The sequence below is a fragment of the Bradyrhizobium sp. genome (genome assembly GCF_035273305.1).
GTDB lineage: Bacteria > Pseudomonadota > Alphaproteobacteria > Rhizobiales > Xanthobacteraceae > Bradyrhizobium.
The window spans coordinates 1-19,788 of the sequence record NZ_DATEPI010000236.1; the positions used below are offsets into that span (position 1 = coordinate 1).

17 protein-coding genes are annotated in these 19,788 nt (G+C 59.7%); 5 read left to right on the plus strand and 12 right to left on the minus strand.

Features of this window, described 5'->3' with window-relative positions:
* On the plus strand, positions 1–799 hold a 799-nt coding region (locus VJV58_RS15890; RefSeq protein ID WP_324138318.1), incomplete at its 5' end, for a GGDEF domain-containing protein.
* A 41-nt stretch (positions 800–840) separates the two neighbouring features.
* Here VJV58_RS15890 and VJV58_RS15895 read toward each other — a convergent pair.
* The 8 genes from VJV58_RS15895 to VJV58_RS15930 form a co-directional block, all read right to left on the minus strand.
* Positions 841–1,272 carry a TfoX/Sxy family protein gene (locus VJV58_RS15895; RefSeq protein ID WP_324138319.1) on the minus strand — a complete coding sequence of 144 codons (432 nt, stop codon included), beginning with the start codon at positions 1,270–1,272 and terminating at the stop codon, positions 841–843.
* Between the two features lie 78 nt (positions 1,273–1,350).
* Positions 1,351–1,752, minus strand: a complete 402-nt coding sequence (locus VJV58_RS15900) for an iron-sulfur cluster assembly accessory protein (RefSeq protein ID WP_324138320.1) — start codon at positions 1,750–1,752, stop codon at positions 1,351–1,353.
* Positions 1,753–1,756: 4 nt separating this feature from the next.
* On the minus strand, positions 1,757–2,128 hold the full coding sequence (locus VJV58_RS15905; protein WP_324138321.1) for an SUF system Fe-S cluster assembly protein: 372 nt from the start codon (positions 2,126–2,128) through the stop codon (positions 1,757–1,759).
* Positions 2,125–3,372: a cysteine desulfurase gene (locus VJV58_RS15910; protein ID WP_324138322.1), complete on the minus strand. Its 1,248-nt coding sequence runs from the start codon at positions 3,370–3,372 to the stop codon at positions 2,125–2,127. Before VJV58_RS15910 ends, VJV58_RS15905 begins: the two co-directional genes overlap by 4 nt.
* Positions 3,369–4,694: a Fe-S cluster assembly protein SufD gene (gene sufD / locus VJV58_RS15915; protein ID WP_324138323.1), complete on the minus strand. Its 1,326-nt coding sequence runs from the start codon at positions 4,692–4,694 to the stop codon at positions 3,369–3,371. The genes VJV58_RS15910 and sufD overlap by 4 nt, the downstream gene beginning before the upstream one ends.
* A gap of 20 nt (positions 4,695–4,714) precedes the next feature.
* Positions 4,715–5,467 carry a Fe-S cluster assembly ATPase SufC gene (gene sufC, locus VJV58_RS15920; RefSeq protein ID WP_324138324.1) on the minus strand — a complete coding sequence of 251 codons (753 nt, stop codon included), beginning with the start codon at positions 5,465–5,467 and terminating at the stop codon, positions 4,715–4,717.
* Between the two features lie 57 nt (positions 5,468–5,524).
* Complete coding sequence (gene sufB, locus VJV58_RS15925; protein WP_324138325.1) at positions 5,525–7,006, minus strand: Fe-S cluster assembly protein SufB; 1,482 nt, start codon at positions 7,004–7,006, stop codon at positions 5,525–5,527.
* A gap of 91 nt (positions 7,007–7,097) precedes the next feature.
* Positions 7,098–8,261 carry a cysteine desulfurase family protein gene (locus tag VJV58_RS15930; protein ID WP_324138326.1) on the minus strand — a complete coding sequence of 388 codons (1,164 nt, stop codon included), beginning with the start codon at positions 8,259–8,261 and terminating at the stop codon, positions 7,098–7,100.
* A gap of 262 nt (positions 8,262–8,523) precedes the next feature.
* On the opposite strand from VJV58_RS15930, the gene VJV58_RS15935 reads away from it, so the two are divergent.
* Positions 8,524–9,384: a LytTR family DNA-binding domain-containing protein gene (locus tag VJV58_RS15935; protein ID WP_324138327.1), complete on the plus strand. Its 861-nt coding sequence runs from the start codon at positions 8,524–8,526 to the stop codon at positions 9,382–9,384.
* 286 nt (positions 9,385–9,670) lie between these two features.
* On the plus strand, positions 9,671–10,318 hold the full coding sequence (locus tag VJV58_RS15940; protein ID WP_324138328.1) for an alpha/beta hydrolase: 648 nt from the start codon (positions 9,671–9,673) through the stop codon (positions 10,316–10,318).
* A gap of 26 nt (positions 10,319–10,344) precedes the next feature.
* On the opposite strand, the gene VJV58_RS15945 is transcribed toward VJV58_RS15940, so the two are convergent.
* Both VJV58_RS15945 and VJV58_RS15950 read right to left on the minus strand, forming a co-directional pair.
* The gene (locus VJV58_RS15945; RefSeq protein WP_324138329.1) at positions 10,345–11,019 is read right to left on the minus strand and encodes a glutathione S-transferase family protein; all 675 of its coding nucleotides are present in this window, start codon (positions 11,017–11,019) and stop codon (positions 10,345–10,347) included.
* Positions 11,020–11,100: 81 nt separating this feature from the next.
* Entirely contained in the window at positions 11,101–12,201 is a 1,101-nt protein-coding gene (locus tag VJV58_RS15950; RefSeq protein ID WP_324138334.1) for an anhydro-N-acetylmuramic acid kinase, read from the minus strand.
* A 163-nt stretch (positions 12,202–12,364) separates the two neighbouring features.
* Here VJV58_RS15950 and tyrS point away from each other — a divergent pair, with 163 nt between their 5' ends.
* Positions 12,365–13,618, plus strand: a complete 1,254-nt coding sequence (gene tyrS, locus VJV58_RS15955; protein ID WP_324138330.1) for a tyrosine--tRNA ligase — start codon at positions 12,365–12,367, stop codon at positions 13,616–13,618.
* Positions 13,619–13,708: 90 nt separating this feature from the next.
* Positions 13,709–14,923 (plus strand): MFS transporter, encoded by a 1,215-nt coding sequence (locus VJV58_RS15960; RefSeq protein WP_324138331.1) that lies wholly within the window; start codon positions 13,709–13,711, stop codon positions 14,921–14,923.
* Positions 14,924–14,939: 16 nt separating this feature from the next.
* Here the strand turns inward: VJV58_RS15960 and VJV58_RS15965 are convergent, their stop codons facing one another.
* Together VJV58_RS15965 and VJV58_RS15970 are read right to left on the minus strand one after the other, a co-directional pair.
* Entirely contained in the window at positions 14,940–15,797 is an 858-nt protein-coding gene (locus tag VJV58_RS15965; RefSeq protein ID WP_324138332.1) for a hypothetical protein, read from the minus strand.
* A gap of 316 nt (positions 15,798–16,113) precedes the next feature.
* Positions 16,114–19,734, minus strand: coding sequence for a DUF3971 domain-containing protein (locus VJV58_RS15970; RefSeq protein ID WP_414641508.1), 3,621 nt, complete (start codon positions 19,732–19,734; stop codon positions 16,114–16,116).
* Positions 19,735–19,788 lie beyond the last annotated feature (54 nt).

The following is a 19,788-nucleotide window of genomic DNA, read 5'->3' on the forward strand; positions in this document are numbered from 1 at the left end:
AGTGATCGGCGAAGTCGATGCCGTGATGGCGCTGATTAGCGATGCTCTGGGAATGTCGGCCAGCTATGATGAGCGCCTGTCCAGCGCGGCCGAGAAGCTTTCCCATGCCGAGACGCGCGATCAGGTCAAAGCCATCGCCGAAAGCCTGATGAAATCGACGATCGAGATGCGTGAAACCAACAAGGCGCTGCAGGATCGTCTATCGCTGTCGAAAACTGAAATCAGCAACCTCCAGCAGAGCCTGGAAGCGATCCGCGCCGAAAGCCTGACCGACCCGCTTACCGGCCTCGGCAACCGCAAATATTTCGACCGGTCGATCGAAACTGCGGTTCAGACCGCGCTTGCGAGCGGCGAGCCGCTTTCGCTTCTGATGTTTGACATCGATCATTTCAAGTCATTCAACGACAGCTACGGCCATCTGACCGGCGATCAGGTGTTGCGTCTGGTCGGCATGTCGCTGAAACAGACTATCAAGGGCCAGGACATCACAGCCCGCTATGGCGGCGAGGAATTCGCGGTCGTGCTGCCCAACACCGCGCTGCGCCAGGCGTTGACAGTCGCCGATCACATTCGACGGGCCGTCATGGCCAAGGAATTGAAGAAGAAATCGACCGGCGAAATTCTTGGTCGGGTCACGATCTCCGTCGGAGTTTCCATGCTGAAGCCGGATGACGACACCGATTCACTGATCGAGCGCGCCGACGCCTGCCTTTATGCCGCCAAGCGAAACGGCCGAAACCGCGTCATCTGCGAAGCCGATCCCGAATACGCCGCCGAAACCCAGTTTCAGGTCGCCTGACCGGTTACCTCTTTCCACTCGGGATAATTTCGTCCGCGCCACTACCCGTCCGGGCGCGCGCGCGAAGAGCGGCTGCTTGGGCGGACGGTCGAAGCTGCTTTCTTTCTCACTTGTTTGTCGGCCGGCTTCTTTTTCGCATGAGGTGACTTCTTGGAGAGCGCCGCGCGTTGCGCCGCAGCTAAGGCAGCTCGCGCCCATCCGCTTAATTCCAAAGGATCATCGTAAAGCCGCGCCGGCAATTGCCAGTAGGTGTTGACTGTGACGGTCCTGGCCCGGGTTTGGTATTGAAACGGCGACGAGCCTTCCGCCTTGAACTGGGGAATGGTCTCGTCATCGGCGCGAAGATAAAGGCCGCTCCGCAGCGCCATGGCGAAGTTGATGCCGTCAGCCGAAATACCGAATCCTGAGAACATCGGCCGGATCGTCACCGGACCGAAGTCGGAAAACAAATCGATCAGGAAGTCCCGGTCCATGATGCCGCTGAGTTGCGAGTACGATCGGCTTATGTTGGTCCCACGGATTCAGGCAATCAGCTCCGTTCGCGAGCGCGTCTAGCCATGCTCTTTCGCGGCCGTAAGCTGCACGGACTCGCCACAGCCGCAGGCGCCGGTCTGGTTCGGATTATTGAAGATGAACTGCGCCGACATCTTGTCGACTTTGTAGTCCATCTCGGTGCCCAACAGGAACAAGACCGCCTTCGGATCGACCAGAATCTTGACGCCCTTGTCCTCGACCACCTCATCGGTCGGCCGAATGTCGTGGGCGTATTCGACCGTATAGGACTGCCCCGCGCAACCGCCGTTCTTGATGCCGACCCGCAAACCTACGATCTCGGAATCCGCGCGTTTCGTCAGCTCAGTAATCCGCTGCGCTGCCGCCTCGGTCAGCTTCATCACCTGTGGACGGGGCCGTACTCTCGGCTTGGCCGAAGGAGTAGATGTCGTGTTTGTCATGGTTTCACCACATGTTGAGGACGAGGCGCGCCTCATCGCTCATCCGGTCCGGCGACCATGCCGGATCCCAGACGAGATTGACGTTTACGACGCCGACACCGGGAACGCTGGCGATCGCGTTCTCAACCATTTGCGGCAGCTCTCCCGCCGCCGGGCAGTTCGGGGTCGTCAGCGTCATCACCACATCGACGCTGCGGTCGTCCTTGATGTCGACTTTGTAGATCAATCCGAGCTCATAGATGTCAGCCGGAATCTCCGGATCGAACACGGTTTTCAGGGCCGCCACGATTTCGGGCCCCAGCCGTTCGGTCTCCTCCGGCGCCAGCGCCGAATGAGTTTCCATATTGCTCGTTTTGACTTCGGCCGTATCGGTCATGAAAACAGTTCCCGCGCCTTGGTCAGTGCCTGTGCCAAGTGGTCCACTTCCTCACGGGTATTATACATCCCGAATGAAGCGCGGCAGGTGGCGGTAACATTGAAACGCTGCAGCAGCGGCATCACGCAATGCGTTCCGGCGCGCACGGCAATCCCCTGCCGGTCGATCACGGTTGCGACGTCATGGGGATGCGCCCCCTTCATTTCGAACGAGATGACCGGTCCTTTCCCACGAGCGGTGCCGATCAGACGCAGCGAATTGATCTCACGCAGGCGTCCTTGCGCATAATTCAGAAGATCGTGCTCGTGCGCGGCGATGCGCTCCTTGCCTATTGAACTGACGTAATCGATGGCGGCGCCAAGACCGATCGCCTCGACGATGGCCGGTGTGCCAGCCTCGAACTTGTGTGGCGGATCGCCATAGGTGACCCAATCCCGTGCCACTTCGCGGATCATTTCGCCGCCACCGGTATACGGCCGCATGGCCGCCAGATGCTCGTGCTTGGCATACAGCACGCCGATACCGGTCGGCCCGTACAGTTTGTGGCCGGTGAAGACGTAGAAATCGCAACCGATATCCCTGACATCGACCGCCAGATGCACGGCAGCCTGGCTGCCGTCGATCAACACGGGAACGCCGCGAGCGTGAGCGATCTTCACCACTTCCTTGACCGGGACGATGGTGCCGAGCGCGTTCGACATCTGCGTGATCGCGACCAGCTTGGTGCGCGCTGTCAAAGCCTTCTCGAATTCGTCGATCAGGAAATTGCCTTCATCATCCACATCGACCCACTTGATTACCGCGCCATGTCGTTCCCTGAGAAAGTGCCATGGCACGATGTTGGAATGATGCTCCATCATCGAGAGCACGATCTCGTCACCAGCCTTGATGTTCGGCTCACCCCACGACGACGCGACGAGATTGATCGCCTCGGTAGCATTTCGGGTGAAGACGATTTCCTCGGCGCGTCCAGCATTGAGGAATTGCGCGACCTTGGCGCGAGCGCCCTCATAGGCTTCGGTTGCAGCATTTGCGAGATAGTGAAGGCCGCGATGTACGTTGGCGTATTCGGTCTTGTAGGCTTCCGTCATGCGCTCGAGAACCACATTTGGTTTCTGCGCCGACGCAGCGTTATCGAAATAGACCAATGGCTTGCCATAGATATGCAGTGACAGCGCCGGGAAATCTTCCCTGACCCGGGCGACATCATAAGAGCCATTCAGGACTGCCGGATGCATGGTCATCCCCGTGCATCCAGCCAGCGGCGTCCCGCAGAGATCACGAGCTCTCGCAGCGCGTCGCTGGCGATCGACTCTATTGCTTCCCCGACGAAGGCCTGGATCAGGAGCGCCTGAGCCTCCTTTTCCGACAGGCCGCGCGCCCGCAGGTAAAATAGCAGACTTTCGTCCAATGCGCCGGTGGTGGCGCCGTGGCCGCAGGTAACGTCATCGGCGAATATTTCCAGTTCCGGCTTGTTGTCTGCCTCCGCCTCGTCGGACAGCAGCAGCGCCCGGGTCATCATCTTGGCGTCTGTCTTTTGCGCGTCAGGGCGAACGATGATTCGGCCCTGAAACACCGAATGCCCGCGGTCATCGACCACGGAACGGAAGATTTCGCGGCTTTGGCAGTTCGGCACCGCGTGATCCAGAAGCAGCGTGCTGTCGGCATGCTGGCGTCCATTGAGCAGGCTGACGCCGTTGGCATGGACCTGAGAGCCCTCGCCAGCAAAAGCGATGACGGCCTGATAACGACTGACGTTCGGTCCTGAGGTCAGGCCGAATGTATTGAAATGCGCTTTGGCGCCCAGCGTGACCAGAGCCGAGGAAATGTTGAAGGATTCCCGGCTATCCTCGACCAAGCGCACATGGTCAAGTCGCGCACCGTCACCGATCGAAATGATCAGGGAGTCATGCACCTGATAGGCTTTCGCGCCCTCGCCGGCGATGTAGCTCTCCACGAGCGTCGCGCCGGCGTTGCTCCCAAGCTTCAGCAGCGAACGCGTGAACATTGCAGCCGGTCGCGCGCCGCTCGCGATGTGAACGACATGCAAGGGCTGCGACAGGGTGGCGCCATCGGCAACCTCGATAATGACCCCATCCGTCATCATCGCGCCGTTCAAGGCCACCATCGGATTGGAAGTATCGGGGGCGAACAACTCCGCCTGGAGCGCGGCGTCCGCGCCTTCCAACACCTCGCGCAGCGTGCGGACGCGGAGTCCTTGTTCCAGGTCGGGCAGGTCGGAAAGCCTCGGCGCGAGCACGCCATCAACCAACACCAGCCGTCGCACGCCGGAAATCGCATGCAGCTTCAAAGCCGCGCCGCCGTTTTTCAGTGCCGCAGCATCCGGCTCAGGCGCGAGCGGCAGGACTTCGCGCATCAGCACACGCAGGTCGGTGTATTTCCAATCCTCGATCCGTCGGTGCGGCAGGCCCATGCGCTCGTAGCTCTCGAACGCCTGCCGGCGAAATTCACCGACTTGGCCGTTACCGGGCAGCCGGTCGCGTGCGACGGTGAAAGCATCGCTCAAAGCGCGTTCGGGTTCAGCTTTTGCAAGTGCAACGTTCATCATCAAATCCGCTTCAAACGTCAGGCCGCGTCTTCGAATTGCGCGTAGCCCGACGCCTCGAGATCCAGCGCCAGTTGCTTGTCGCCGCTCTTCACCACGCGCCCTCGGGACATGACGTGCACGAAATCCGGCACGATGTAATTCAAGAGCCGCTGGTAGTGCGTGATCACGACAATCGCACGATCGGGCGAGCGCAGTGCGTTGACACCATCGGCCGCGATGCGAAGCGCATCGATGTCCAGGCCGGAATCCATCTCGTCAAGGATACAAAGACTGGGCTCGAACAGGGCCATCTGCAGAATTTCGTTACGCTTCTTCTCACCACCCGAGAAGCCGACATTGACACCGCGGCGAAGCATGTCCTGCGGAATGTTCAGACGTGCGGCGACCTCCCGGACCTTCTTGAGGAAATCCGGCGTGGAAAATTCGCTCTGACCGCGGGCCTTGCGTTGGGCATTCAGCGCGGTGCGCAGGAATGTCATTGTCGCCACACCTGGTATCTCTACCGGATACTGAAACGCGAGAAACACGCCCTTGGCGGCGCGCTCGTCGGGCGACATTTCGAGCAGGTCTTCGCCCTCGAACAGGATCTCCCCGCTCGTGACTTCATAGCCCGGCTTGCCGGCAATGACGTGGCTGAGTGTCGATTTGCCGGACCCGTTCGGCCCCATGATGGCGTGCACCTCGCCCTTGTTCACCGTAAGCGAGAGCCCGTGGAGAATCTCACGCTCATCGACACGGACCTGCAGATTTTTGACTTCCAGTAATGGCATTCTGTTTTCCTGATCGGCAATGATTTAGGGCTGTCGAGCCCGATCGCTCACCAGTTGTTATCCGACGCTGCCTTCGAGCGAGATCGAGATCAACTTCTGCGCCTCGACCGCGAACTCCATCGGCAATTGCTGCAGCACGTCCTTCACAAAGCCGTTGACCACGAGACCGACAGCCTCTTCCTGCGACAGCCCGCGCTGCACGCAGTAGAACAGCACGTCTTCGGATATCTTCGAAGTGGTCGCTTCATGCTCGAACAGCGCGGATGAATTCTTGGCCTCGATGTACGGCACTGTATGGGCACCGCACTTGTCGCCAATCAGCAGCGAGTCGCAGGCGGTGAAGTTGCGCGCGCCGGTGGCTTTGCGATGAGCGGTGACGAGGCCGCGATAGGTGTTTTGCGACACGCCCGCTGCAATGCCTTTGGAAATAATGCGGCTGGTGGTGTTCTTGCCGAGATGCAGCATCTTGGTCCCGGAATCGACCTGCTGATGGCCGTTCGAGATGGCGATCGAATAGAACTCGCCCCGCGAATTGTCACCGCGCAGGATGCAGCTCGGATACTTCCATGTAATGGCGGAGCCGGTCTCGACCTGCGTCCACGAAATCTTCGAATTGTTGCCCCGGCAGTCGCCGCGCTTGGTGACGAAATTGTAGATGCCACCGAGCCCTTCCGAATTCCCGGGATACCAGTTTTGAACCGTCGAATACTTGATCTCGGCATCGTCGAGCGCGACCAGTTCGACTACGGCCGCATGCAACTGGTTTTCATCGCGCTGCGGAGCAGTGCAGCCTTCGAGATAGCTGACGTAAGAGCCCTTGTCGGCGATGATCAGCGTCCGTTCGAATTGTCCGGTGTTACGCTCGTTGATCCGGAAATAGGTCGACAGCTCCATCGGGCAGCGCACCCCCGGCGGCACGTAGACAAATGACCCGTCGGAAAATACCGCGGAGTTGAGGGTGGCGAAGAAATTGTCCGAGGTAGGCACTACCGTGCCCAAATACTTCTTCACCAATTCAGGATGCTCGCGGATCGCCTCCGAGATCGGCATGAAGATCACGCCGGCTTTCTTCAGCTCCTCCTTGAAGGTGGTCGCAACGGAGACCGAATCGAATACCGCGTCGACCGCGATCTTGCGTTCGCCCTCGGGCCGCACCACGCCCTCAAGCACCTCGATCTCACGCAGAGGAATGCCTAGCTTTTCGTACGTTTTCAGGATTTCGGGATCGATCTCGTCCAGCGAGCTCACCGACTTCTTCGGTTTCGGCGCCGCGTAGTAATAGAGTTCCTGGTAATCGATTTTTGGATAATGGACGCGCGCCCATTTCGGCTCGGCCATGGTCAGCCAGCGTCGATAGGCCTCCAGACGCCATTCCAGCATCCAGGCCGGCTCGTTCTTTTTTGCGGAAATGAACCGGACCGTATCTTCGGACAGCCCTTTTGGAGCCTTGTCGGACTCAATTAGGGTCTCAAATCCATATCGATACTGATCGACGTCGATCCGGCGAACCCGGTCAACGGTCTCTTGTAGGGCAGGCATTCCATCCTCCGCTCGCGGTTTCAAGGACCGCGGTGGATCAATTCGAAAGCTTTACGACGTTTCCGGGCGGAAATCATCTGCTTAGAATCGTTCAAGCAGTGTTTCGTCCCTCAGTGTTAAGTAAGGTACCGGCGAGCTTTCGCCAAGCCTCAAGGCACCGATCAATGTCCGCATCTGTCGTGGACCAGCCCATACTAAGCCGCACCGCTCCGCTGGCAAATTCAGCTCCAAACCCCATCGCATCCAGCACATAAGATCGTTGCACCTTCCCCGAAGAGCAGGCAGAGCCCGAAGAAACCGCGATTCCGGCCAGATCGAACCCGATCACGGCGGTTTCGGCCTTGAGGCCCGGAACCGTAAACAAAGTGGTATTAGGCAGTCTCGTCACTTTATCGGCGAATATGACAACATCGGGCGTCTGCCTCAGCCCGTTCTCAAGCCTGTTCTGAAGGGCCGCAAGCCGGCAAGTATTAGTATTACTGTCCAGATCGCCCGAGATGGCTTCTACGGCCGCTCCGAAGCCGGCAATTGCGGCGACGTTCTCGGTGCCTGCGCGGTGTCCAAGTTCCTGCCCGCCTCCCCGAAGCAGCGGCGCAACCCCTTGGACCCCGTCCGCCAGGATCACCGCCCCTACCCCTTTAGGGCCCCCGATCTTGTGCGCAGAAAGCGTGATCAGATCCACTCCCAAGCTTTTGAGATTAAAAGGTATCTTTCCAAACGCCTGGATTGCGTCGACGTGCAGAATCCCGCCCGCGGCATGGACAATCTCGGCCGCCTGCGCCACCGGCTGAACCGCGCCGGTTTCGTTATTAGCCAACATCAGGGACACGAGGGCCGGGGGCCCAGGTTGCACCGCTGCAGCCAGACGGTCCAGATCGATTACGCCGGACCGGGTGACCCCGACGGTACCGATTGAATCTCGCCCGAACCGGCCGCCCGCCAGCACGGAGGCATGCTCAATGGCCGAAACCAACAACCTCTCGGCGGCTCGCCCGGATGCCGCACGTAGGCCCGGTGACAGCGCCAGTGCGTTGGCCTCGGTTCCACCCGAGGTAAAGATCACATTTCGCGGCAAGGCTCCAATGGCCCCAGCGACCGCCTGCCTGGCATTCTCGACAAACCGACGCGCCTGGCGCCCCTCAGCGTGCACGGACGAAGGGTTTCCAACGAGATCCCACGCCGACGTCATCGCCTCCCTGGCCTCGTGGCGCAGCGGCGTGGTGGCATTCCAGTCGAGATAGACGCGATCGGGCATAATGCGCTCTTAGCACTTTTCGTGACACGGCAAATGCTTCGCATGCATTCAACGCTTGATACGCCGCTCCAACTCTGGCGCAGCGAAACGTGCCCTTATGATATGGGTTGTGTTTCACGGCATTCTTGCCGAATGCGCGACGAACTTCATGAGTGACGTCAATAACGAGCAGCAACGCCCTCGCGTAGAGCCGGTTTTGGGCCCGAACACACCGGCTTCGGATCACGCGAGAACCGCAACAACCAGCGCCGGAGTCGCTGGGATGAGCGGTACTGATTGGCTGCTCTACGGATCGGTTCCGGTCATCACACTCGCGATCGGTATCGTGAATGCGCTCTCGATCGCGCAGGACATCTCAAGGCACAGCGGCGTCTACGAGATCCGAACGCCGCTGCTTTGGGAGATGTCCAGCGTCATCATGATCATTTTAAGTGCGCCCCTGCTGTTTGTGGCGATATGGCGAATGCGCCGGGCTTCAGGATGGCTGCCGCGCGTTGGACTTGCGATCGCGGCGATGATCGCGTTCTCGACATTGCACATCGCCGGCATGGTTGGCCTCCGGAAGCTGCTGATGTTCCTGATCGGCGGTTCCTACGATTTTCACCTCTCGCTCGGAACCCTTGTTTATGAATTCCGCAAAGACGTCATCACCTGCCTTTTGATCGGCGGTGCATTGTGGCTGATCGACACCCGCCGCGAAGCGCAACAGCTTCGGCACACGCGGAGTTCAGCCCGGCACGACCTGCCTTCTGCGAAGCCCCAAATCGTCTGGCTGCGCGACGGCTCGTCTCGCATTCGGATTGACCCAGCTGAAATTCTGCTGATCAACTCGGCGGGAAACTACATCGAATACCTTCTTGCGAGTGGCATCAATCACCTCGTGCGCGGAACTTTGTCCGGGGAGGAAACGCGCCTGAAAGACTACAACCTGGTGCGCGTGCATCGTACGCGGTTGGTCAACCTATCGCGCGTGACCGGCTTCCAAGGTGGTCCGAACGGAGACTTCGAACTGACACTCGACACTGGTCAGACCGTTTCCGGGAGCCGACGTTACCGGCAGGCGGTCGCCTCGATTGAAGGGCTGGACCAGCAGCCGACGGTATCCAACAACAACGTCAGCTAATTCACGTGCGACTTTGCTGCCGATCCGTTCCAATCTGCTTGGGCCAGATGAATTTATGCTGAGGTTGCAAATTCTTAAGTCCGGAGATTGAGCTGGTTTCGAGCTCACGCAGGGCACACAAAAACCTTGCTTTTTGACCCTCGCCCTATGTTAGAACGCCGCCACCAGTTCACCAGACGTCGTTCGCGCGCTCGCACAACGACGCCCATTGCCGCTTCAAGGAAGCCTTGTCTGTCTAAGACCCAGACGGAGGCAGCACAAAGCGGCAACTCGTCAAGGACCACAAATGCCCGAAGTTATTTTCACCGGCCCCGCAGGCCGTCTAGAAGGCCGTTATCACCCGGCGAAACAGAAGAACGCCCCAATCGCGATGGTGCTGCATCCGCATCCGCAGTTTCATGGCACGATGAATCATCAAATCATCTACCAGTGTTACTACGCTTTCGCGCATCGCGGGTTTTCCGTGCTGCGTTTCAACTTTCGAGGCGTCGGTCGCAGCCAGGGATCGTTCGATCACGGCACCGGCGAACTCTCCGATGCGGCATCAGCGCTCGATTGGGCACAGACGATCAATCCCGAGGCGCGCGCCTGCTGGGTGGCCGGTTTCTCCTTTGGCGCGTGGATTGGCATGCAGTTATTGATGCGCCGCCCGGAAGTCGAAGGTTTTATCTCGATCGCCCCGCCTGCCAATCTCTATGACTTCTCGTTCCTGGCACCCTGCCCCTCGTCCGGGCTTATCGTGCATGGCGAGAAGGATGCCGTGGTGCCGCCAAAGGACGTCAACACGCTTGTCGAGAAGCTGAAGACCCAGAAGGGGATCGTGATCGATCAGCAAGTCATCCCGGGGGCGAACCATTTCTTCGACGGCAAGCTGGAGCCGTTGATGGAAACGGTCACCGGTTATCTCGACATGCGGCTCGCAAACGTCCGATAGACGGTCGATACGCTCGTGGCGCGCGGCTAGGCTGCCGCACGGGCCTGAAGCTTCGACAACCAGGAATTCCGCCGATCTATGAAGCCGCCAAGAAGCGCCGGGTAATCGGGGCTGGCCGCGGCGCGGATCGAGGGCCTTGCCGCCAACGTATTGCGCCAGCGCGAGAGCTTCGGCTTGCGCGCCAAAATTCCAAAGTCGGCGATCTCATCGAACACATCGAAGTAGCGGAATATTGGACCGTACACCGCGTCCACCAGCGAGAAGTGTTCGCCATCAAACCACGGCCCGGCCATAACGCGTGATTCAAGCCGCGCAAAGCGCTGTTCCAGCTGCGACGTCTTTGTCTCGAACGTGGGCTCGTCCGGGGCCGCGTAGAATCCCGCGATATCGTTGAGCACCGCCGATCCGAATTCAATCCAAGCGCGATGATCGGCGCGGGACAGGGGATCGGAAGGATGGAGCTGATGAGGCTGGGTTTCTTCCAGATATTCGAGAATGACGGCGGATTCGAAAATCGGAATGTCGCCGACCTGCAGTACCGGAGTTTTGCCAAGCGGAGAGATGGCCACAAACCACCCGGGTTTGTTGGCGAGGTCAACGTCAATCCGCTCGAATGCAACGGCCTTTTCCGTCAGCGCGATCACCGCGCGCTGCACATACGGACATAGCTTGTGACTGATCAGTTTGAGGGGAGCGGACATGGCACATCTCTAATTCATGCAACGGCATGAAATTAGATGCATGTGCATGAAGATGTCAAGTAGCGCCACCCGCCGCAGAGATCACGGCCGGGCGACAACGCCTCCAGTCATTGGGATCGGCACACCCGTGGTAGCGGGATAGCTCAGCGGCAATCCTTTCAAGCCTCGCGCGGCAAGGAAACCGAACGCCTGCGCCTCGATCGCATCGGCGGACCAGCCCAGCGTATCGGCGGCCTCGACGCTCACAGGGGCAAGCCGCTCGCGCAACATCCGTAGCATCGTGAGATTGCGAGCGCCGCCGCCAGCGACGATCCAGCCCTTTGGCTCCTTTGGTAGCAGCGGTACGGTTCGGGCGATCGCCTCGACCGTGAATGCTGTAAGCGTTGCGGCGCCATCTGCGGGAGAATGGGCCGGCAGCGTCAAAGAGGCAAAATCATTCCGATCGAGCGACTTCGGTGGGGGCAGCGCAAAGAACGGACGCTTCATGGCCTCGATCACCCAACCCACATCGACGGCACCTTGAGCTGCCGTGCGGCCTTCGCAGTCGAGCGGCTGGCCCGTAGAACGGAACATGTAATCGTCGATTAGCGCGTTGCCAGGACCGGCATCGCAGGCGATCAGCGTATCGCCATCGATATAAGTGATGTTGGAAACGCCGCCGATATTGACCACGACGATCGGCCCTTCCCGATTGAGCGACTGGGCCAACGCGCGGTGATAGACCGGCACGAATGGCGCACCCTGCCCACCGGCAGCGACGTCTGCGGCCCGGAAATCATGCATCACCGGGATATGTATCGCCTTGGCCAGCGCGCTCCCGTCCCCGATCTGTACGGTCATTCCTTGCGCGGGCCGATGCAGCACGGTCTGGCCGTGAAAGCCGACAATATCGACATCCTCACGCGAGATGCGGTGCAGGGCGGTAAAGGAGGCAACCGCCTCCGCATGCGCAATGGTGACGGCGCGCTCGGCCTCGCGCAAGATACCGGGCCGGGCATCGCGATGCGGCAAGTTGGCCGCCTCCGCCAGTGCCTGGCGCAACAGATTACGCTCTTGGTCCGTATAAGGTCGGTAGCCGACCGGCCCGAACGCCTGGACCCGTCTGCCGTCGGTTTCGATCAAAGCAATGTCGACCCCGTCGAGCGAGGTGCCGCTCATCAGACCGATCGCCGTCATCATCATAGGCATCTGCGTTCGCAGGCTGACCTGCCCTCGACGACCAGCTTGTGTCAAACAAGCACATCTTATAATGCCACAGCGCGCCAGCCGACGGCATCCTCTTTCGCTCAGGATTGGGCAAATCGCTGAAAATTCCGTGAAATTAGAATGATCAGAGTCGTGACAAATGACTGCTTTTAAATCTGATTTTCTCAATGTGCTGCAAAGCCGCGGCTTTATTCATCAGATTTCGGACCCGGAGTCGCTGGATGGGCTGGCAGCCAGGCGCGAGCTCGTCGCCTATATTGGCTTCGATTGTACCGCGCCCTCGCTGCACGTCGGCTCGATGGTGCAGATCATGTGCCTTTACTGGCTGCAGCAGACCGGTAACAAGCCGATCGCGTTGATGGGCGGTGGAACCACCCGCGTCGGCGATCCCTCCGGCAAGGATGAGACGCGCAGGATTCTGTCCGTCGACGAAATCGAACGGAACAAGGATGGCATCAAGCAAGTGTTCTCTCGTTTCCTGAGCTTTGGCTCGGGAACGCAAGATGCGATCATGCCCGACAACGCCGAATGGCTAACCAAACTGAACTGGATCGAAATGCTGCGCGACATCGGCCGCCATTTTTCGGTGAACCGCATGCTGGCGATGGACTCGGTCAGGCTCAGGCTTGAGCGCGACCAGGAGATGAGTTTCATCGAGTTCAATTACATGATCCTTCAAGCGTACGATTTCGTGGTGCTGAATCAGCGCTACGACTGCCGCCTGCAAATGGGCGGCTCCGACCAGTGGGGCAATATCGTCAATGGCATCGACCTCGGCCGACGAATGGGCACACCGCAGTTGCACGCGTTGACGACGCCGCTGATCACAACGTCATCGGGCGAAAAAATGGGCAAGACCGCAAGCGGCGCGGTCTGGCTCAACGCAGACATGAAGAGCCCGTACGAGTATTGGCAATTCTGGCGTAACACCGATGACGCCGACGTTGTCCGCTTTCTGAAATTGTTCACGACGCTGCCGCTGGATGAGGTTGATCGACTGGGCAAGCTAAGAGGAGCAGAGATCAACGAAGCCAAAAAGGCACTCGCCGATTCCGCCACCGCCCTGCTACATGGGGCTGAGGCAGCGCGCGTGGCCGGGGAGGCGGCTCGGCAAACGTTTGAGGAAGGCGCGATTGCGGAAAATCTGCCGAAGATCGAAATCCCCCGGGGCGAACTCGAGGCTGGCCTAGGCGTACTGACGGCATTCGTAAAAGCGGGCCTGGTGACCTCCAATGGTGAAGCGCGGCGCCAGATCAAGGGCGGCGGGCTGCGCATCAACGACGTCACGGCTGAAGACGACAAGATGATCCTGAAGATCGGCGACCTTACGCCGGAAGGCGTGATCAAGCTATCTGTCGGAAGAAAGCGCCACGTCCTGCTCAAGCCTGCATAGGCGCATTCGCGCAAGGCCCCTCCTCATCCCGGCAGAAAAGCGGTCCCTTATTGAATGATGGACCGGAACGCCGCGACAGAACCTCACGCAATGGGATCGCCGAAACCGGCGCGAGTAGCGCTTAATGTGCTTGCGCTGTGTTTCACACTCTCGGTGCTCGGCCGTGGCCTAGGTGAAAGTTTCTCGGTATTTCTCAAGCCGATCTCCGAAAGCTTTGGCTGGGATCGCGCGCAAGTGGTTTCTGTTTATTCGCTGAGCGCACTTGCGGGAGGTCTCGCCGCGCCACTGATCGGTCGGCTGTTCGATCGCTCAGGACCCCGAACTGTATATTCCGCCGGCCTGCTGTTGCTCGGCGGCGCATTCCTGATCGCCGCCCACGCACAGCACCTTTGGCAATTTCAGTTGAGCCTCGGCCTTTGCGTCGGCATCGGCATCGCGTTTATCGGCAACGTTCCGAATTCTATCCTGCTCGGTCGCTGGTTCGGCCCGCGATTGTCCACTGCCATGGCCGTGGTTTATTCCGCCACCGGCGCGGGCGTCCTGATCCTGCTGCCGGCATCGCAGCTTCTGATCGATCACATCGGCTGGCGCGATGCGTATCAGCTTTTCGGCACGATCACACTCCTGCTGTTAGCGCCATTGTTGCTATTGCCCTGGCGGTTGTTCTCGACCGGCTCGCCCCATCTTGCAACAACGCCTGCCCATGCACTCGTTGACGAGGGCTGGACGCTGCTCCGCGCGGTGCGTCATCACGCATTCTGGGCACTATTCTCGACGTTCTTCTTCACCGCCATCGGCATGTATGCGATCTCGCCGCAGGTGGTGGCGTATCTGATCGACGCTGGCTTTCCGCCATTGCAGGCGGCCACGGCGTGGGGATTCAGCGGGGTTGTCCTGCTGTTCGGAATGCTCGGCGTCAGCTCTCTCGATGGAATCATCGGCCGCAGGCCGTCCGTACTGTTCAGCTACGCCGTTTCGATCGTCGGCATAATCATGCTGTGGTTGCTGCAGTGGTATCCGAATTTCTGGTTGCTGGCGGGCTTTGTCGTGTGTTTCGGCAGTATGATTGGTTCACGTGGACCGCTTCTGACCGCAACCTCGATGAAGATATTTCGCGGCGAGCGGGTTGGCACGATCTACGGGACGATCTCCATCGGCAGCGGGCTTGGATCGGCGATCGGCTCCTGGGGCGGCGGCTTGATCCATGACTGGACCCACAGCTACAACCCGCTGATCGCGTTCTCGCTCATCAGTGTGATCTGCGGGATGATCCCGTTTCTGGTGGTGCCCGCGTTGCGGCGCTGAGCTCGCTTGCGTTCGCTCAGCTATGAACCACAATTCTCCTTCGCTCAAACCTGTTCGCGTGCTCCATCCATTCTGGAAGCGGTGCGCCGTCGCGGTGCCTGCCGCCGGCGCAGGCTGCAGCCCACGCGGCTACGGCTCCGAGCAGCGTTGCGGCCGCCAGTGAGAAAGCCAGGATTACCGTACTCCGACGCGACCGGGCGATTGCGGTCTTTGAGTTGGCGATGGCGCTGTCGACCCGCCGCTCAGAGTCCGCCGGGGAAAGCCCGGTGGCAGATCCTACCTGCTGAATGAGATAGGTTCTGTCGTCGCCGCTTACGCCGTTATGACTTGAGGACGTCAGCAATATCCTCCCGGCCTCGGCCCGCTCCGAAGTAAGATCCACATTGGGCGGCCGTCGGGCGGAGCGAAACAGTCGGTCAAGTTCATAGCTCAGGAGGGGTTCGGCGGCGGTAGCATTTGGGGTGGAGCGAGCCGGCGATGAGCGATTGAGGGTTGAAGCACCGATGACTGTCGCCAGAGCAGCACCGATGAGAACGGCCAACGCCCAAGCCGCCAAGCCATGCAGACCATCGCGCGTTTCGACTTCTTCGGCGGCGGACGCGCCAAAAGGTCTGCGGAGTCGGCCCGCTATGTAGCCACCGAATCCGAAACTTACGACGGCTTGAATGATGAGGTAGATGCCGGAAAGTATCGCCAAGGCAGCCGAAGTATCCCGCCACGTCGGCGAGGTCGAACTGACTGCGAGGCCAACCGCAACGGCGAACGTCAGAAAGATAAAGGAGAGCGCCGTGCCGCCAATCGCGCCAGCAATCACCGGCGTCCACTGCAAATACCGGCCTTCCTCATCGGAACGCGTAACGGCTTCCATGCTCATGTTTGCCGCCTCTATCGCAGACCGAAGAATGAAAGTATCGCCAAAATCACGACGATCAGGCCCACCAGATAAATCAAACCGTTCATGTCAGCCTCCTGTTCCGATCCCCGCGATGCAGATAATTCCACTGGAACAGGAAGGTTCCTGTCGCAACTAGACGTGGGAACAGGACAGCAAGCGCAAACTAGCGCCAACCGGTGTTCGGGGAAGAGCTTTTGATGATTTCGGCGGTCCCGATCGTGAGCGCGACGATCTTTCACGAGCGGCTGCGAACGTGACGCAGTCGCGAGGGAGCTCGGTTGCAGAAAATTTGCGATCAGTTGTTCGGCGGAAATTCGGTCGGAGTATTTTGCTTGCCGGTGCCGAACTCGAAGATTTTCCGGAGCACGCCGGGCGCCATTGCCGAAATCGGATTGACCCGTAGCACCGGCTGGCCGGGGGTGCCGACAATCTCGTAGGTGACGCCGATCAGCCCCTCATTGCTCCCGCCTCCGAGAAAAAGGCCGACGATCGGAATCTGGCCGAACATGTTGTTTAGTCCGTACATCGGAACGAAGGTGCCACTCATGCGCACTTGATTGCCGGGAATATCGATACTGCCTTCGATGGTGCCACCGATCATCGGTCCTTTCAAAACGCCTTCGCGGATCGCGAGTTGGCCGTTTTGCCGGGTAAATTCCGCGCGCAAGCGCGAAAACGAAACACCATTCTGCACGCCTGCGGAGCCGCCGGCAGCTACTCGATCAAGGGCGGCCTCTCCTTTCACTGAGAAATCGCGGACACTGAGCAGTCCCTCTTTAGCGCTCGGCTCAACAGTGGGTGGGTCCATGGCTAGTTGAAGCTGACCTCCGATCACCTTGGAATACATATCGGTGAAGCGGAAGAACGCGCCGGCGTCCTTGGTATCCAGATAGATCACGTCACGGCCTTGTCCACGGCCGCGCAGATCACCCGTCAGCGGCGTATCGCGGCCAAGCTTGCCGCTCAACGCGAAGTTTCTGATCACCCCGTTGCGGCGGGACAGCTTGCAATCGACGCTGCGTAACGCCTCACCAAAATAGCCGGCAACCGCGCCGAGTTTCAGATCCACATCGAAATCGATGTTCCTGGTCTTGCTTTTGGGATCAGCGTCTTTGCCTGAAATCGCCGATTTGAGGAATCCGCGGCCATCGAAAACATCGCCACGCATCGTCACCTTGAGGACGCCATCGGAGCCGCGCTCCGCCTTCAGTGAGGTCTTGTCGCCTTCAGATGGCGAATAGGTCGGGAAATTCGCGTTGATGAGATCGCCGTTCTGGTCGATCTCGATCGACCCTTTGATAAGCGTGCCGCCGCCGTCGATCACGAGGTCTTCGAGCCGTGTCGACTGGCCCTTTTGGACCACGTTAAACGCAGCGCGGCCCGACTTGCCCGGCGACTTGACCCAGCCCGGCAGTATATTGTCGAGCTTCAGCGAGGTGAGATCGGCATCTATGCCGACGCGGCTGTCGCCGCTTCCGATCTTCCCGCTCACCTTGACCGGCAAAGCGCCGCTGATGGCAGGGCCGAGGTCGAGTCCGAGCCGCGCGCGACTTGTATCATCGAGCGTCGCCTGCAATTTGATGTCGGCATCACCTTCGGCGGGTTTTCGGTAATCCAGCGACGCCGCCTGCCCGTTGATCTTGACGTCACCCTTGACTTGATAACCCGCATTGTTCGCCACGACCTTGAGGGCGTTGGCCTCGAGCTTTTGATTCATCACCAGCTTGTCTGCGGCAAATCCGCCGAGGTCAGCGGTGACGGTATAGGCGGTATCAGCCTTGGTCAGTTCGCGCTTGATCGGCAATGCGAGCGTAACCACCGCGGAAACCGTGCCCTTGCTCGAATTGGGATCGATCAGGGTGCCGGAAAATTCACTGAGACGATCGGAGGCAAGAATTTCAGCCGCCGCCGGCACCGGACCATCAATGCGGAATTTCACTTTGGCGGGCGCCGGCTTGGGCGCCATGTCCGGTACCTCAAATACGAAGTCGGTGATGTTGAGCTTGCGTCCGGCCGGAGTATCGGATGCCCCCTGCCCGATGGTGACGGTCGCGGTGCGCCCGGTGACATGGGCCCTCAGATCCGCATCGCGCACCGATGGTAATTCGTCGACGGGGTGCACCGTCACTCCGGTGGCGATAATATTGACCGCGAGACCGTCGTCGGGGATCGGCGGCCCGCGCCGCGACAGGTTATGGACCGGCGAATTGACGCCAATCTCGATACGCTGAAGCGAGCCGCGTTCGATCCGTTCGATCACCCATTCGCGCACTTCCGGAACTACCAGCACGGGCCACATTCGCTTCAGCGCCGAGGCTGACATGGGTGTGCCTGCGAACCCGATCGCCAGGCGCGGCTCGGCCGAATAATCGATACTTCCTGTGCCGGCGACTCCGATCTCGCCGTTGCTGATATCGGCCTGCGTTAGCAGCACCCGGCGTTTTTCAGTGTCGAAGCGAATGGCGATCGCAATGCGGTTGAAGATCAGCGGCGGCTGTTCGGGATCGATTGCGGCGAGCACAATGGTGCCGCCGCTCAGGCCGAGTTGCCAATCAGGAATGTTGCCGTTGGGCGGCTCAAGATGAGCCAGCAGCGTGATCCGATTCTGCCCGGAAACGATTTTGAATGGCGCAACCAGTACGCGACGTCCGGCGTCCCACTCGACGTTCACTTCGGCCGAATCGATCGCCATTGGATAATCGGGCGTGTCGCTGTCGATGAGCGTACCAGCACCGGCGTTGAGCTTGCCGCGGAAATAGGTTGGCAGCCCATCCCGCCCTAGCTCACCTTTTAATTCGCCAGTGAGCGGCAGATCAGCACTGTAGGTCAGATCCTTGAGCCGCAATGCCAGCAGGATATTGCTGGTTGAAACCTTGTCCGCGCGGATATCTACCGTTCGCACGCCGTTCGCGGCCGGCCCGACCGCAATGCGTAACGACCAGGCACGACTGCCCTCCTCGCCGACACTCAGCGCAACTCCACCGGCACTGGGCCGGCGGAGGCTCAACGAGATGTTTTCGAAATTCCATTTGTTGCCGCGCTGCTGATCATCGATGATCAGGCTGCCGTTCTTCAGGCCGATCTCATTGAGGTTTTGCCCGTCCAGGCCGGTGAGGCTCAGGCTGTCGAGCCAATCGAGTCCGGCAAGCAATCGACTTCCGTTCTCAGGTTTATTCGTCGTGTTGGACGGTGGAGCGCCTGGTGATGGCGACACCGGCGCCATTGTTGGCGGTGCAGAGGATTGCGGGGAATAAACCGGAATGGTTCCGGCTTGTCGTTTTGAAGCTACGCCCGTGGCGAGCGGACGGGCATTGTCGCCGGTTGAAACGGTAACGAAGCCGTCTGGCGTGATGCGGACCGCGAGTTCGGCATCAACCAAGTTGAGACTTTCCGCGCGAAGCCTTCCCATCAGCAAGGCGGCGCCCGACAGCTTCACCTCGGCCTTGGGCGCGCTCGCTACAATCGCATGCTCGCGGTCCCTGACGATGATGTCGCGAATGCGCACTGCAATACGGATCCTGCCCGCGCGCTCGATCTGGGTGCCGCCAACCTCAACAGTGTTGCCGTTGCCGATGTTGTCCGCAATCGCGGCCGCCAACCAGGGCGTGGCCATCTCGAGATTAATCGGCCCAGCGCCAAGACGCCACCAAAGCCCTCCGAAGCACGTGACGAATATCACCGTCAACGCGGCGATCACGATGCCGACGCGTTTCACCCAGCGTTCACCGGCCAGCCAACGTTGCAGCGCTGAGAGACGATCGCCAACTCGATGCAACCCCGAATGCGAGTTCGAGAGCAGCCGGCGCGCGCGGCGGCCCGCCGCTTCATCGTGGTCCTGCTCCCAATCCGCATCATGCGCTGAAGACCGAACGTCAGCACGTGGATTGGGTTCTTGCGGCGACGTATTGCTTGCCATTGCCTCTCGGTGCTGGCGCTTGTTTAAAGACAGATCACCACCACGGCCTTGCCC